The 13,648-nt window shown below is 72.3% G+C and carries 11 protein-coding genes; 6 read left to right on the top strand and 5 right to left on the bottom strand.

Annotation, left to right across the window (positions count from 1 at the left end):
- Positions 1–441: 441 nt before the first annotated feature.
- Positions 442–1,302: a dihydropteroate synthase gene (gene folP / locus ACQPXD_RS03355; RefSeq protein ID WP_432834666.1), complete on the bottom strand. Its 861-nt coding sequence runs from the start codon at positions 1,300–1,302 to the stop codon at positions 442–444.
- 76 nt (positions 1,303–1,378) lie between these two features.
- On the opposite strand from folP, the gene ACQPXD_RS03350 reads away from it, so the two are divergent.
- The 4 genes from ACQPXD_RS03350 (at position 1,379) to ACQPXD_RS03335 (ending at position 4,766) form a co-directional block, all read left to right on the top strand.
- Complete coding sequence (locus tag ACQPXD_RS03350; RefSeq protein ID WP_432834664.1) at positions 1,379–1,927, top strand: DivIVA domain-containing protein; 549 nt, start codon at positions 1,379–1,381, stop codon at positions 1,925–1,927.
- Complete coding sequence (locus ACQPXD_RS03345; protein ID WP_432834662.1) at positions 1,924–2,409, top strand: SRPBCC family protein; 486 nt, start codon at positions 1,924–1,926, stop codon at positions 2,407–2,409. The genes ACQPXD_RS03350 and ACQPXD_RS03345 overlap by 4 nt, the downstream gene beginning before the upstream one ends.
- 38 nt (positions 2,410–2,447) lie before the next feature.
- A complete protein-coding gene (locus ACQPXD_RS03340; protein WP_432834660.1) occupies positions 2,448–3,017 on the top strand; it encodes a DNA-3-methyladenine glycosylase I in 570 nt (189 codons plus the stop codon).
- A gap of 1,236 nt (positions 3,018–4,253) precedes the next feature.
- Positions 4,254–4,766 (top strand): hypothetical protein, encoded by a 513-nt coding sequence (locus ACQPXD_RS03335; RefSeq protein ID WP_432834658.1) that lies wholly within the window; start codon positions 4,254–4,256, stop codon positions 4,764–4,766.
- Between the two features lie 10 nt (positions 4,767–4,776).
- On the opposite strand, the gene ACQPXD_RS03330 is transcribed toward ACQPXD_RS03335, so the two are convergent.
- Entirely contained in the window at positions 4,777–7,755 is a 2,979-nt protein-coding gene (locus tag ACQPXD_RS03330) for an adenylate/guanylate cyclase domain-containing protein (RefSeq protein ID WP_432834656.1), read from the bottom strand.
- Positions 7,756–8,004: 249 nt separating this feature from the next.
- A complete protein-coding gene (locus ACQPXD_RS03325) occupies positions 8,005–8,226 on the bottom strand; it encodes an FmdB family zinc ribbon protein (RefSeq protein WP_432834654.1) in 222 nt (73 codons plus the stop codon).
- Positions 8,227–8,282: 56 nt separating this feature from the next.
- Between ACQPXD_RS03325 and ACQPXD_RS03320 the strand changes: the two genes are divergently transcribed.
- Both ACQPXD_RS03320 and ACQPXD_RS03315 read left to right on the top strand, forming a co-directional pair.
- Positions 8,283–9,434, top strand: coding sequence for a lytic transglycosylase domain-containing protein (locus tag ACQPXD_RS03320; RefSeq protein ID WP_432834652.1), 1,152 nt, complete (start codon positions 8,283–8,285; stop codon positions 9,432–9,434).
- 95 nt (positions 9,435–9,529) lie between these two features.
- On the top strand, positions 9,530–10,534 hold the full coding sequence (locus ACQPXD_RS03315) for a GNAT family N-acetyltransferase (RefSeq protein ID WP_432834650.1): 1,005 nt from the start codon (positions 9,530–9,532) through the stop codon (positions 10,532–10,534).
- Here the strand turns inward: ACQPXD_RS03315 and ACQPXD_RS03310 are convergent.
- Entirely contained in the window at positions 10,527–11,459 is a 933-nt protein-coding gene (locus ACQPXD_RS03310; RefSeq protein WP_432834648.1) for a DUF3152 domain-containing protein, read from the bottom strand. The two genes, ACQPXD_RS03315 and ACQPXD_RS03310, sit on opposite strands and share 8 nt — an antisense overlap.
- A 120-nt stretch (positions 11,460–11,579) precedes the next feature.
- Positions 11,580–13,646, bottom strand: coding sequence for a ThuA domain-containing protein (locus tag ACQPXD_RS03305; RefSeq protein WP_432843612.1), 2,067 nt, complete (start codon positions 13,644–13,646; stop codon positions 11,580–11,582).
- Between the last annotated feature and the right edge of the window lie 2 nt (positions 13,647–13,648).

Raw genomic sequence — 13,648 nt, 5'->3', positions numbered from 1 at the left:
AGCCGCTCCGCAGCCGGATTTATCCGACATTTCATATATGCGAGGTTGTGCCGATCGCGCCAGGCCACCGCTGCTCGCCGCGGGGCATGGCGCAGCGACCGGAAGTCTCCGTGATCATGCGCAACCGGCATCGACACCAACGCTCTTTCATGATCGTGGAGCGGTGATGTACCCCCGTGTACCGAAAGTCTCCGGGATCATGGCAAACCCGTGGTGCGGTCAGCGCGGGCAGCATGATCACGGAGACTTTCGTCCGCCGGCGCGGACGCGCAGATCGCGAGGTTGCGCCCGGCGGGTGCGACATCCGCACCGGGCCGGCGCGCCGCGCCGCCCCGGGGGTCGACGCAGGCCGCCCGCAGCGCACCGCCGGCCCTCGACCGCGCTCCGCGCGGCTCCGGGCACGGCGGGCTGGTGCACGCCGCGGGTCGAGGAGTGCGCCGGTCAGGCCAGGCCGCGGCGGGCCACCGCGGGCTGGCGCTCGCCGCGGATGGCGGCGACGGTGTCGAGGACGCGGCGGGTGGCGCGTACCTGGTGGGCGCGGAACACCCGGGCGCCCAGCCAGGCCGACACGGTGGTCGCGGCCAGGGTGCCCTCGAGGCGCTCCCCCACCGGCAGGTCGAGGGTCTCGCCGATGAAGTCCTTGTTCGACAGCGCGACCAGGACCGGCCAGCCGGTGGCGACCAGCTCGCCGAGGCGGTTGGTGATGGCCAGCGAGTGGCGGGTGTTCTTGCCGAAGTCGTGGGCCGGGTCGATGAGAATGCCGTCGCGGCGCACTCCGAGGGCGAGGGCGCGATTTGCCAGGGCGGACACAGTTCGTACCACATCGGCAACTGGATCTTGAAATGCCGTCCGGTGCGGGCGGGTGCGGGGGGTCAGGCCGCCCGCGTGCGAGCAGACCAGGCCCGCTCCGGTCTCGGCGGCCACCTCGGCCAGGGCCGGGTCGGCGCCCGCCCACGTGTCGTTGATGAGGTCGGCGCCGGCCGCGACCACCTCGCGGGCCACTTCCGCCCGCCAGGTATCGATCGAAATGACCACCTCGGGGAACATTGCCCGGATCTTCTCGACGGTAGGCAGGGTGCGCCGCAGTTCCTCGGCGGCGTCCACGGTCTCGCCCGGTCCGGCCTTCACGCCGCCGATGTCGATAATGTCCGCTCCCTCCGCGACCGCCGTCTCAACGGCGCGCAGGGCAGCGTCCTCCATGAATGTCGCACCCTTGTCGAAGAAGGAGTCCGGGGTCCGGTTGATGATGGCCATCACCGCGTACTCGCCCTCGGCAAACTGCCGGGCGCCCAGACGGAACATTGCTTGACCTCCGCGTTTCCTTCAGATGGGTGTGCCGGGCTCGCCCAGGCGTACTCAGCGTGCCACGATTCCCCCTATGGCTGAGTTCCTCCTGGTGTTGATCGCCGCTGTGGTTGTCGGGGCCATCGGGTTCGGCGTGTCGTTGTTGATCACCGGTGATGACCCGGGGATCGAAGGACACGAACCCGACGGGCGCTCCGTGCCGCTGCCGTCGTCGCGGCCGCTGGTCGAGGGCGACGTGAACCAGCTGCGGTTCGACACGGTTGTCCGGGGGTACCGGATGAATCAGGTCGACACCGCGCTGCGGCGCGCCGGCTACGACATCGGATACAAAGAGGAGCTGATCCAGGTCCTCGAGGCCGAGATCAAGGCGCTCCGCGAGGGCCGTCAGGAGGACGCCGACGCCCTGCGCGACGCGCGCCTGGCCGCGGCCGCCGGCGCCGGCACGATCACCCCCGATCCCACCTCGCCCGCCTCGGCCGAGACGCCCGAGGACGGCGAGACCGCCGAGGGTGCCGACAAGCCCGAGGAGTCGGTGATCGACCTGGACGAGAAGCCCGACGACACCAACTGGGGCACCGCCGCGGACGACTCCTGGGGCCGCCCATCGCCGGTGGTGAAGTGACCTCCGCCGACTTCACCGAGGCGGAACGTCCCGGGCCGGGCGAGGTCACGGCCACCGTGATCGTGGCCGCGCCGGCCGGTCGGGTGTTCGCCGCGCTCACCGACTGGGCCCGGCAGGGCGAATGGATCCCGTTCACCACGGTCCGGGTGCTGGAGGGCGACGGCGGCGAGGGCAGTCAGATCGAGGCGGTGACCCAGGTCGGCCCGGCGGTCGTGCGCGACCTGATGCGCGTGGTGAAGATCGACCCGCCGTTCGAGGTGCGCGTGGTCCACTACGGCAAGGTACTGCGCGGGCCGGGCGTGCTGCGCTGCACCCAGCTGGGCACCGACCGCACCCAGGTGGTGTGGCACGAGTGGTTCCACCTGCCGGCCGGCTCGGCGGGGCGGTTCGCCTGGCCGCTGCTCTGGCCGGGTTCGAAGGCGGGTCTGACCACGGCGCTGCGCAGGTTCGCCCGGCAGGTGGAGTCGGGCGGGCTCGCCTGAGCCCATTTTTGTCGTACCCCCGGAGTACCTTCCCACCCATGGTCGACGTGCTAATAGGAGACGACGGGCTGGCCCGGTGCCGCTGGGGCGGTTCGACGCCGGACTACGTGGAGTATCACGACAACGAGTGGGGCCGGCCGGTCCGCGACGACGTCGGGCTCTACGAGCGCATGACGCTGGAGGCCTTCCAGTCCGGCCTGTCGTGGATCACGATCCTGCGCAAGCGACCGGCGTTCCGGATCGCGTTCGCCGGCTTCGACCTCGAGAAGGTGGCCGCGTTCGACGAGTCCGACGTCGAGCGATTACTCAGCGACGTGGGCATCGTGCGAAACCGCTCGAAGATCGAGGCGGCCATCGCCAACGCGCGGGCGGCGGCCGACCTCCCGGACGGCCTCGCCCAGCTGCTGTGGTCGTTCGCCCCCGACCCGGCGCCACCCCGCCCGGCGGACTTCTCGATGGTGCCGGCGGTGACGGAGGAGTCGCGGGCGATGGCGAAGGAGCTGAAGCGGCGCGGCTTCCGGTTCGTGGGACCAACGACGGCGTATGCACTGATGCAGGCCACCGGGATGGTCAATGACCACGTGGTGGGGTGCTTCGTGTCGCTGTGAGTCCCCGGGCAAGACACGAACGACGAGGGCGGCGGGGGTGGGGGGGAGGGGCCCCGGGGGACTCGCCCTCGAATGACCTAGATCGCCGCGGTCGGGTGGCAGCGCGACGAGTTCCTGCCAGCTCGGTTCCAGCAGCGATGATGGGGGCGGGCGCAATGCGGCCGATCGATCACGGAGTGTTGATTACTCGCATGATCGATGGCGTCCGTGCCGGCCCCCGTGACCAACACGTCCCATTTGATCGCATTCGCCCACGATCTGACTCTCGAAGTCATGACGTCGCCAGGCGTCGGGGCTTGCCGGCGGCGGCTGGAGCGAGCGAATCTCTCCGTGATCATGCAGCTCCCGCTGGCGCGCGGCGAGTTTTTCATGATCGCGGAACCTTAAGGTACCTATGAGTACAACATCCTTCCGTGATCACGAAAAACGCGTGGTACGGGTAGCGACGTTGGCATGATCGCGGAGAGTTCTGGTCGCGATGCCCAATGCGGCGCGCCCACTGCGGGCCGTTCGGCGTGAGGGTCCGCAGCGACGCCGGGGCCGGTCGAAGTCGATGAGCGAGCGCGGGCCAAGTCGCGCCCAGACGGTGCCCGGCTCGGCGTCGGACCAAGGGGGCCAAGGGGGCCAAGGGGGCCAAGGGGGCCAAGGGGGCCAAGGGGGCCAAGGGGGCCAACCCGGGCTGGCGGCCACGCTGAATCGAGCGCCGATCGACGGCCTGGGCAAGGGTGGCGCGCGCCGCTGGGTTGCCGATCGCGTCCGCGCCTGGAGGAGCGCCTCGGCAAGCCGCTCACCGACCACCACCCGGTGGCGGCGTCCGGACGAAGGCGCCAGCGCTTCCGGCGGGGTCCGGCGCGGAGCGCGGCGACCGATCCGAGCGGGTGCGGCGTCCGGCGCGGGGCGCGGTTACGGCGGCCGAACGGCGGCGCTGCGTCTTGAGGCGGGGCGCGGTGGCGCTGCGTCTTGAGGCGGGGCACGGCGGCGCTGCGTCTTGAGGCGGGGCACGGCGGCGCTGCGTCTTGAGGCGGGGCACGGCGGCGCTGCGTCTTGAGGCGGGGCACGGCGGCGCTGCGTCTTGAGGCGGGGCACGGCGGCGCTGCGTCTTGAGGCGGGGCACGGCGGCGGAGGCGGGGCGAAAGTGCTGGTGTTCCGGCGGGAGCGGTTTTGGGGAGCCGTGGGTGTCGGAGCTGGGTTGGTGCGGGGCGTAGGGGCGGGTGGGCGGCGTGATGCAATGACCGCATGGCGAAGTGGGTCGTGGTTGTGTCTTCCGAGGAGTACGCGGCGGAGCGGGTCTATGGGACGCTCGACATCTCCGTCCAGCCGGGGGTGCTGGGAGTTGGGGATGAGGCGCTGCTTGTGGTCGGTGGGGACGACGACGTGGTGTTCGGGGTGGCTCGGGTCGATGGGGCGGGGCGGTTGCAGTACACGGTGAATCTGCTCGACTCGCCGTTGGCGGCGGGGGGTTTGGGGGGTGACGGCTCGCCTGGGGTGCGGGCCGTTGACCAGGCGGCGTACTCCCTGGCCGTTGAGCGGGTGCGGCAGGGGCCGGTGGCCAAGCGGACCTGGCTGGTCAGCGTGGACATGCCGATCGAGGCTGGGTCGCCCGGCGAAGCCGTGCGGGTGTTCTGGAACTACGTGCGGGAGCTCGGGCCGGCGGAGCTGCCGGCGTTTGTCTGGCCGGCCGGGGATGAGCTGGCGATGCAGGCGTTCGTGCTGGGGGCCGAGGCCAACCAGGACCCCGAGGAGGAGTGAGGTCGGCGGGCTACTCGACGGTGGAGAAGCGGATCGAGCCGGCCATGAGGTCCGGGTGTTCGATCGTCAGGGCCAGCGCTACCGACTCCTCCAGCGACAGCGTGCCGCCGGTGGCGTAGGCCGCGTCGAAGTCGGCGTCGCCCATGTTGGTGCGGAGGGTGGCCTGCTGTTCGGTCCAGTAGGCGGCGAAGCCGCCCGCCGAGCAGCGCAGGCGGATGCGGGCGGCCTGGGCGGCGCCGAACAGGCGGGCGGCGGTCTGGGCGTCGTCGGCCAGCGCGCAGCGGACCGCGACCGCGTTGAGGGTCTCGCAGACGCGCAGGTGGAAGCCGTGGGTCATGCGGGAGCGCAAGGCGACGATCAGGTGGTCGTGTGCGGCGACCAGGTCGCCGCGGGCCAGGGCGACCATGCCCAGCAGCATGTCGACCGTGCGGCGGCCGCGCTCCAGGGGGCGGCTGTTCTCCAGGGGGCGGGCGCTGGCCAGCAGGTCGGCGGCCTCGTCCAGGGCGCCGTGCCGCCACAGGAGCTGGGCCTGGGCATAGACGGCTGACAGGGCCTCGCCGGCCACGCCCTGTTCCTCGGCCCAGGTGATGACGTCGCGGGTGAGGCGTTCGGCCTCGTCGGTGCGGCCCATGTCCAGCAGCGGGGCGCCGCGGGCGGACAGGATGCGGGCGATCAGGCCCGGATCGCCGGCGCGGCGGGCGGCCGCCTCGGCGCGCTGGGAGAACCGCAGCTCTTCGACCGTCTCGCCGTCGGCGCCGGCGTGCAGGGAGTGCATGTGGTAGGCGGCGGCGAGCTCCGCGTCGGGGACCGGCTCGCCGGTGGCGCTGACCCGCTCGTACAGCCGGAAGAGCCACATCCGGCCCTCGCGCATGAGGCCGCGCTCGCGCCACCACTGGTCGAGCGAGCCGGCCAGCGCCAGGCCCTGGCGGGCGCTGCCGCGGGTGACGGTCCAGTGCAGGGCGGCGCGCAGTTCGTCGGCGAGCGGGTCGAGGGTGTAGAGCGACAGCGTCACGGGGCGGCCGTCGGCGTCGAGGTAGGCGTCGTGGGCGGCCTGCAGGCACCAGGCGACGTGCCGTTCGCGGGCCGACTCCTCCTCGCCGGCCTCGACCAGCAGGCGGGCGGCGTAGGCGCGGATCGGGTCGAGCATGCGGTACGTCGCGTTGGTGGCGCCGGCTTCGGCCTGCAGCAGGGACTTGTCGACGAGGGTGGCCAGCGGGTCGAGCGGGTCGCCGTCGTGCAGCCACTCGATGGCGGGCAGGTCGACGGGGCTGGCGAACACCGACAGCCAGCGCAGGAGTCGGGCCGAGCGCGGGTCGAGGGTGCGGTACGACCAGCCGACCGCCGCCTGCATGGTGCGATGCCGGTCGGAGGCATCCGCGCCGGCCGAAGCGGCGATACCCGAAGAAACGGACACATCCGAAATGTCGGACACGATCCCGGAAGTGCCGGAAACAATGCCGCCAGGAGTAGCGCCGCCGGCCGCGGAGGCAGAACCGCCAGGAGCGGAGGCCGAGCCACCAGGAGCAGAGACGGAGGCCGAGCCGTTGGGGACGGAGGCGTAGGCCGAGCCGCCAAGAGCAGAGGCCGGGCCGCCAGGGACCGAGGCGGAGGCGGCCGAGGGGGTGGCGGCCGAGGGGGTGGCGAGGGAACGCGGCGCCGAGGAGCCGGCGTCCAGAGTGCCCAGGACGTCGCTGATGCGGTCGGCGAGCTGGGCGGCGGAGAGCAGGCGCAGGCGGGCGGCGGCCAGTTCGAGGGCCAGGGGCAGGCCTTCGAGGGCCTCGGCGACTCGGGTCAGGTGGACGATGTCGCCCGGCTCGACCGGGCGGCCACCGCGGGCGGCCGAGGCGCGGTCGACCAGCAGGGCCACCGCGTCGCTGAAGCCGCCACCGACCGCGGCCTCGACCGACAGCGGCGGGATGCGCCACACGACCTCGCCGGCCAGGCCCAGCGGCTCCCGGCTGGTGGCCAGCACGGCGACGTCCGGGCCGGCGGTCAGCAGGCGGCCGACGAGGCGGCGGGCCGCGGGCAGCTGCGCGTCGGACGTGTCCAGCACGATGAGCAGGCGGCGGTCGCGGACGTGGTCGGCGATCGTCTGGATCACCGCGCGGCCCGGCTCCGGGCGCAGGCCCAGGGCGGCGGCGACGGCCACGTCGACGAGGTCTCCGTTGGCCACCGCGCTGAGGTCGGCGAACCACACACCGTCGCGGAACTGCTCGACGAGCTCGCCCGCGGCCTCGACGGCGACCCGGGTCTTGCCGGCGCCGCCGGTGCCGACGACGGTGACCAGGCGGTGGCGGTTGATCAGGTCGCGGACCGCAGCGCGCTCGGCGGCGCGGCCGATGAAGCGGGTGGTCTGGACCGGCAGGTTGTGGGCGGGGGCGTCGATGGTGCGCGGGCGCGGGAACTGCCGGTCGAGGCCGGGCGCGACGAGCTGGAAGATCCGCTCGGAGCCGTCGAAGCCGCGCAGCCGGTGCAGGCCGAGGTCGAGCAGCCAGGTCTCGGTGTCGGGCGAGCCTTCGCCGGGGCCGGCGCCGGCCGGGAACGGGCCGGTCGGGAAGGCGCGGGCGGCGGTGGCGGCGGAGCAGAGCACCTGGCCGCCGTGCGCGGCGGCGGCGACCCGGGCGGCGCGGTGGACCTCCGGCGAGGTGTACTCCCCGCCGTACGGCTCGGCGAAGCCCGTGTGCAGGCCCATCCGGACCCGGGGGCGAGCCTCGGGGCTGGGCCACTCGTGCGCGGCGAGGGCGCGTTGCGCCTCGGCGCAGGCCTCGAGGGCGGCGGCCGCGTCCGGGAAGGCGACGAAGAGCGAGTCACCCTCCGTGAACAGCTCCACACCGTCCGCTTTGGACAGCGCGCGGCGAATGACCTCCCGGTGCTCGTGGAGCACCGGACGGTATCCTGCACCGAGCATCTGGGCCAACCGGGTCGAGCCCTCGATGTCAGTGAAGAGGAATGTCACCAGCCCGCTGGGCAGGTGCGTCCGCCCCGACACGTGAAACCTCCGCCTCCTTTTTTCAGGCGTGCCCCATATTTCCCCACCCGGTTGGTGCGCACATCGTTAAAACGGTCCCCACCGGCAACCCTCAAGGGCGATCCCGGCTGGTCAGCAGGGTGGGGGGCAAACCTTGAGTGGTTTTCGCGTGACGTAACGACAACACTCCAGTGGCGGTTGTGGGACGACCGGCCACAACATCACTGCGGTTTTACCGCACGTATTACGAGACCGACTCGTAACAATATCTCAACAGCCGCACGCGCCGCCGCAGCAGCCCCCACCCGACGGGCCGGCCGGAACGCCGCGCGGGGCGTTCAGGGCGGAGCCGCCGACGGCGATCGTGGACAGCAGCTTCACGGTGTCGTCGTGGCCGGCCGGACAGGCGGTCTTCACGTTCGCTTCACTCATCGGGCGTTGCACTTCGAAGGTGTCGCCGCAGGCGCGGCAGCGGTACTCGTAACGTGGCATTGGAACAGGTTAGGTCACGGTGACACGCTCGCGGGAATTGCGGAATACTCAGCATCGTGGCGAGCGACGACGAGGTGCCGGAGGCGGACCGACCGGCCACTGTGGACGATCCGGCGGCGACGGTGATCCGCCCGCCGGTCCCCCGGCACGCCGCGGACGAGCAGCGCCTGCCGGTGGAGATCATCGCGCCGAAACCGCAACCGCAGCCGAAACCGCAGACGCAGACGCAGACGCAGACGCAGACGCAGCTGGCGGCCACGGCGGGGCCGCAGACCCCGCACCAGCCCAAGCACGCCGTGCCCGACCCGCCGGCCGTCGACGTGATGGAGTCGCGGCGGCGGGCGCTCGACGAGCGCCGGGAGCGGTTCAACCGCGCCCGGTCCCGCCCGGGCGCACGGTTCCTGCTGCCCGGCCTGCTCATCGCCGTCGTGCTGGCCGCGGCCGGCGTGGCCGGCGCCGTCGTCGTCCCGGCCGCGTCCCGCCCGCAGGCCGACCCGTCGTTCTCCGCGCCGCCGCCCGAGGGCACCAACGGCGCTCCCCCGGCCACCGACGCCCCGGCCACCGGCGAGGCGCCCCGGCCGGAGACCCCGTCGGGCTCGAGCTCCTACAGCCCGCCGCCCGGCACGAGGCAGCGCCCGGCCGACGTCTACGGCGCGTGGGCGGGCGCCCGCTCGGTGCGCCTGGACATCCCGGTGGTGGCGCTGCAGGCGTACGGGTACGCGGAGGCCGTCACCGCCCGTACCACTCCCAAATGCAAACTGACGTGGACCACCCTGGCCGGCATCGCCAAGGTCGAGTCGAACCACGGCCGGACCGGCGGCTCGGTCCTGCAGGACGACGGCCGCTCGGTCCCGCCGATCGTCGGGCCGCCGCTGGACGGGCAGAACAACCGCCAGGCGGTCGCCGACACCGACCAGGGCGCCCTCGACGGCGACCGCAGCTGGGACCGGGCCGTCGGGCCGATGCAGTTCCTGCCCGCGACCTGGAAGCAGTATGGCCTGGACGCCGACGGCGACGGCACGGCCGACGTCAACGACATCGACGACGCGGCGCTGACCGCCGCCGCCTACCTGTGCGAGGGCGGCCGCGACCTGTCCACGTTGGACGGCTGGAACGCCGCCATCCACGCCTACAACGTGCCGGAGGAGTACCGCGCGGCGGTGTTCAACGCCACCAACGACTACGGCCGGCGCGACCGGCAGAGCTGAGCACCGACCGCGAGCAAACCACCCGCGAGTAGATCAATGCCACGCTCTGCGCGCTGGTACTTCCGCTCAGCCACAAACAAGGGCAGGCTTATGGCGTGAAGGTGCGCGAGTGGGACCCAGGTACCGCGCCCGCGGACGAGCTCGAGGCAGTACTGCGGGCGCTCAACGACATCGTCGCGTCCGACGTGCCCGAGGATCCGCCGTGGCGCGAGACGATGTTCCGCGAGTACCTTGCCGTCACCATGCCGGGTGAGCGGCGCACGTCCTGGCTGGCCACCTCCGACGCGGGTGAGATCCTCGGCCACGCGAGCCTGCTGGCGCTGGAGGAGATCGGCGTCCTGGAGCTGTCGGTCGTGCCGGGTGCGCGGCGCGGGCGGGTCGGCACGGCGCTGCTGGCCGCCGTGGCCCGCCGGGCCGCCGAGGAGGGCTTCGAGTCGGTCGGTGTCGAGGTCATCGGCGGGACCCCGGCCATCAAGTTCTTCGAGGCGCACGGCTTCGAGTGCGCGTTCATCGAGATGCGCAACGTGCTCGACCTGGGCGGCGTCGACTGGCTGCGGCTGGGTGAGATGGCGGCCGGCATCAGCGCCGGGTACCGCATCGAGTACTACCCCGGCGGCCCGCCGCCGGAGCTCTACGCCGGTTACGCGGCGGCCAAGGAGGCGGCCCGCGCGGCCGTGGTCGAGGACCTCGAGCTGCGGCCCAGCTCCTACGACGCGGAGCGGCTCGCGGCGAGCCTGCGCACGCTGCACGGGCGCGGCCTCAAGCCGTACATCGTCCTCGCCGTGCACGAGCAGACCGACACCATCGCCGGGCTCACCGAGGTCGTCGTGCCCGCGCAGCGGCCCACCCGGGCCGACCAGTACGACACCATCGAGGTGCCGAGCCACCGCGGCTACGGCATCAGCCGGGCGATCAAGGCCCGGATGCTGTTCGAGCTGCGCGCCGCCGAGCCGCACCTGGTGGACGTGCAGACCTGGAACGCGCTGGAGAACGAGCCGCTGCTCAAGGTCAACGCCGAGCTCGGGTTCAAGCCCGACCGGGAGTGGCGCGAATACGAGGCCGGCGTGCCGGACCTGCTGCGCCGGCTGAAGGCTAGCTAGCCGCCCAGGGGCCCTGCACGAACGTGCCGTCCTCGGTGAACGGGTAGGCGTTGGGCTTGCAGCCGTTGAGCGCGATCGTCTGCGTCTGCATGACCGGGGCGACCTGGCCGGCGCCGGGGCACTTCATGTGGTCGAAACCGAGGAAGTGGCCCATCTCGTGCAGCACGGTCATGGCGTGGAAGTCGATGCCGGCCGGGAAGCCGTCGATGCCCTTGAGCCAGCGGCGCAGGTTGAGCAGGATCGTCTTGCCGTAGCGGCAGGAGTAGATGCCCTGGGTGGAGACGCCGACGGCCTTGCACAGCTTGTCGACGGTGCCGGGGGTGGCCAGGCGCAGCACCACGTTGTAGTCGTCGCCGCTGACCCGCTGGAACTTCCAGCTCGCGTCGCTGATCTTGTTGGGCGCGTAGGTGACGTGCTGCTCGGCGGACTTCGTCCAGCCCAGCGGGCTCGCGACGGCGCGGTCGACCTCGGTGGCGAGCGAGGACGTCGTCCACACCTGGTTGCCGCCCCACTGGATGCCGTTCTCCAGCTCGACACGGTATTTCACCAGGGTGGCCGCATCGGGTGACCCGACCACGTCGGTGCCGCCCTGCGCGACGGTGAACGTGCCGCTGCCCAGCTGCGGCACGCCGTCGTTGGTGCTGACCGGCTTGGCCCCGCCGGTGTCGCCGCCCGGGTTGACCTGCTTCACCGTCGCCTTGACGCTCGGCTTCTTCGACGCGGACGGGGACGGGGACTTCGGCGGCGCCGCGGCCAGGCCGCTGTCACCCTCCAGCTCACCCGTCGGGAACGGGTCGGTGCTCGACGGAGGGTCGATGGCGACGTCGGCCGGCGGTGGCGCCGACTCGGCGTGCTGACCGCACGCGGCCAACCCCGTCACCAGCAGACCGGCCAGCAGTATTCGCACCGTTCGAGTCCCCAGCACTCGGCCGAGCCTAGGCGATGGGGGCCAGGATCGCTGCCCCGCCGTCGGATCCGTCACTGTGTGCAACCGTGCGCCGGGACCATCCGTCTTTGCTTGGTCCCGGCGCACGGCGGCCGACCGTTATGCCGGCAGTGTCCACTTCTGCGCGGCGGTGCCGTTGCAGGTGTAGAGCTGCACGACGGTGCTGTCGGCGGTGTTGGCGCCGGCCACGTCGAGGCACTTGCCCGACTGCGGGTTGCGCAGCGAGCCGTCGGCCTGGGCGGCCCAGTTCTGCGCGCCCGTGCCGTTGCACGTGTACAGCTGGATCTTGGTGCCGTCCGCGGTGCCGCCGCCGGAGATGTCGAGGCACTTGCCCAGCGCCCGCAGTGTCTGGCCGCTGACCGTCCAGCTCTGCGCGGCCGAGCCGTTGCAGGAGTACAGCTGGATCTGCGTCCCGTCGGCGCCGGTCGCGCCGCGCACGTCCAGGCACTTGCCGGCCAGGCCGGTGACCGGGCCGGTGCCCGTGCCGGCCGGCCGCACGAACGTGAAGTCGTCCACGTCGAACAGCCCGGTCCCGGTGCCGGTGAAGGTCAGGAACACCGTGGCGCTGCCCGCCGGGACGCCGGTGAGCGGGGCGGACACGTCGGCGTAGGTCTCCCAGCCGCCGGTGTTGGGCACCGTCACCGTGCCCAGGATCGGGCCGGTCGTCGAGCCGGTGCGGACCTGGATCTGCCCGCCCGGGCCGCCGGAGACCACGCGGGCCCGGAAGGTGGTGGCGCCGCCGACGGTGACGTTGTCGTACCGCGCCCAGTCACCCGGGTCGACGAAGCCCAGCGTCTGGCCGTTGTTGGCGCCGGCCTTGGTGTAGGGCTGCACGCCGCTGGCCGCCGAGTACGACTCGGCCTGCACGGAGCCGGTCAGCTCCTTGATCCGGACGTTGCGGAACGAGACCTGGTCGCCGGCGCCGTGGTTCTGGATGCCCACGTAGCCGTCGAGGTTGCGGTTCGGATCGGTGTTGGTGAAGTCGTTGATTCCGGAGCCGTTGAGGTACACCCGGATCCGCTGGCCCTCGACGAGGATCTCGTAGGTGTTCCACGCGCCGGGCGGGTTGAGCGCGGCGTCGCGGGCGGCGAGGTTGGCCGACTGGAAGCCGTAGATCGCGCCCGTGGTGTGGTCGGGCGTGTCGGTGGCGTCGATCTGGATCTCGTAGCCCTGGTTCACCGCGATGTTGGGGTCGTTGCCCGGGTTCGGGAAGCCGACGTACACCCCGGAGTTGCTGTCCCCGGTGATGCGGAAGTCGGCCTTGAGCGAGAAGCTGGTGTACTGCTTCGCGCTGTACCAGAACAGCCCCATGCCGCCGGTCGAGCTCAGCGTCGCGTCGGACTCGGTGAAGCCGCCCGGCCCGGACTGCGACCAGCCCGCGGTGGAGCCGTTGTAGAGGGCCGTGTAGCCGGTCTCGGGCCGGCAGTCGGCCTGCGCCCGCCGGGCCGCGTACCGGATGCCGCCGAGCAGTTCGGCCCGGAAGTTGGCGTCGGCGTACGACTCCTGGGTGTGCCCGAAACCGGTGTAGAACGACCGGCCGCTGTCGATCGTCTTGCACCAGGTGATCGGGTGATCGGCGCCCATGGTGCCGCCGGAGTACGACGACTCGTCGAGCGTGGCGAGCACCTTCGCGCTCGAGCGCGGGTTGGTCTGGTAGTTGTACAGCTCGTCGGTGCGGGTCCAGACCTGCGGCAGGTGCGCGGTGGCCGGGTTGGCCCGGTCCTCGGTGCGCGAGTTGACCGACTGGATCGCCGGGTGGCTGGCGAACCAGGCCCCGACGAGCTGGCCGTAGAAGGGCCACGAGTACTCGGTGTCGGCGGCGGCGTGCACGCCGACGTATCCGCCGCCGCCGCGGATGTAGGCCTCGAACGCGGCCTGCTGGGTGTCGTCGAGCACGTCACCGGTGGTGCTCAGGAACACCACCGCCTCGTACTGCGCCAGGTTGGCGGCGGTGAACGCGGCCGCGTCCTCGGTCGCGGTCACGGTGAAGCCGTTCGCCGCGCCCAGGTCCCGGACGGCCTGGATGCCGGCCGGGATCGAGTCGTGGCGGAAGCCCGCCGTCTTGGAGAAGACCAGCACGTCGTAGGACGCGTCGGCGGCGAGCGCCGGGGTGGCGGGCAGGGCGGCCGCGGCGGCGATCACCGCGGCCGCGAACAGGGTTCGCATCC

Source organism: Dactylosporangium sp. CA-092794 (genome assembly GCF_050948465.1).
In the GTDB taxonomy this organism is placed as follows: Bacteria; Actinomycetota; Actinomycetes; order Mycobacteriales; family Micromonosporaceae; genus Dactylosporangium.
This window is presented reverse-complemented; position numbering and strand designations above follow the sequence as displayed.

What these genes read in the sequence shown, in the direction of transcription:
- ACQPXD_RS03350 (WP_432834664.1), top strand. Translation starts at nt 1,379, where the DNA reads ATGGCTGAGTTCCTCCTGGTGTTGATCGCCGCTGTGGTTGTCGGGGCC.
- ACQPXD_RS03340 (WP_432834660.1), top strand. Translation starts at nt 2,448, where the DNA reads ATGGTCGACGTGCTAATAGGAGACGACGGGCTGGCCCGGTGCCGCTGG.
- ACQPXD_RS03305 (WP_432843612.1), bottom strand. Translation starts at nt 13,646, where the DNA reads ATGCGAACCCTGTTCGCGGCCGCGGTGATCGCCGCCGCGGCCGCCCTG.
- ACQPXD_RS03335 (WP_432834658.1), top strand. Translation starts at nt 4,254, where the DNA reads ATGGCGAAGTGGGTCGTGGTTGTGTCTTCCGAGGAGTACGCGGCGGAG.
- ACQPXD_RS03325 (WP_432834654.1), bottom strand. Translation starts at nt 8,226, where the DNA reads ATGCCACGTTACGAGTACCGCTGCCGCGCCTGCGGCGACACCTTCGAA.
- folP (WP_432834666.1), bottom strand. Translation starts at nt 1,302, where the DNA reads ATGTTCCGTCTGGGCGCCCGGCAGTTTGCCGAGGGCGAGTACGCGGTG.